Annotated in this window: 1 protein-coding gene; it reads right to left on the bottom strand. The window is 49.4% G+C overall.

The window, feature by feature from the left end; translation table 11 throughout:
- A partial coding sequence (locus tag N1032_RS26090; RefSeq protein ID WP_259543537.1) for a hypothetical protein occupies nt 1-631 on the bottom strand: 631 nt, incomplete at both ends.

The following is a 631-nucleotide window of genomic DNA, read 5'->3' as shown; positions in this document are numbered from 1 at the left end:
GCAACAGGATTACGACGAGCAGCTTCTGCTGCACCAGCACCTTGGATGTTACGTAATGTAGTAGGAGCACGAGCAATAGAGCGAGCGATAGGGGTTGCTGCATGAGCACCTAAACCACCAGCCGCACCCATCAGAGCTGCTTCACCTACACCTTCATTAATGTCTTTACCATTAGCAAGGTTAGAGATCATCTGCATAGATGCACCACCACCTGCACCACCACCAGTAGCAGTCAATGTTTGACCTACTGCACGGTTAGCAAGGTTAGGCATAATACGGCCAACCACTTTACCAGCGATTTGACCTGCACCTTCCGCAGCAGCTGCCTGAGCAATACCTGTCTCAGCGGCTTTCTGCAAATCATAACGACCTGTTTCTTCAGCCTGTTGACGTAATTGGTCAGCAGTACCTTGAGCAGTAAAGTAACCAGCAGCTAATGCTGGGTTAACTGCACCTAATCCCAAACCTACACCGATGTCAGCAGCACCAACACCGATTTTTTGCATACCACTTAATTTTGATTCTTGTACACGTGCTTCCTGGTTGGAACGTTCTGCACGTTTCATGGCATAGCGTGAACGGTCAGTGCCTTCATCTTGTAACATGGACGCTGCGGCAGCATCAACACGAG

Source organism: Herbiconiux daphne, from assembly GCF_024979295.1.
GTDB classification, from domain to species: domain Bacteria; phylum Actinomycetota; class Actinomycetes; order Actinomycetales; family Microbacteriaceae; genus Herbiconiux; species Herbiconiux daphnes.
This window is presented reverse-complemented; position numbering and strand designations above follow the sequence as displayed.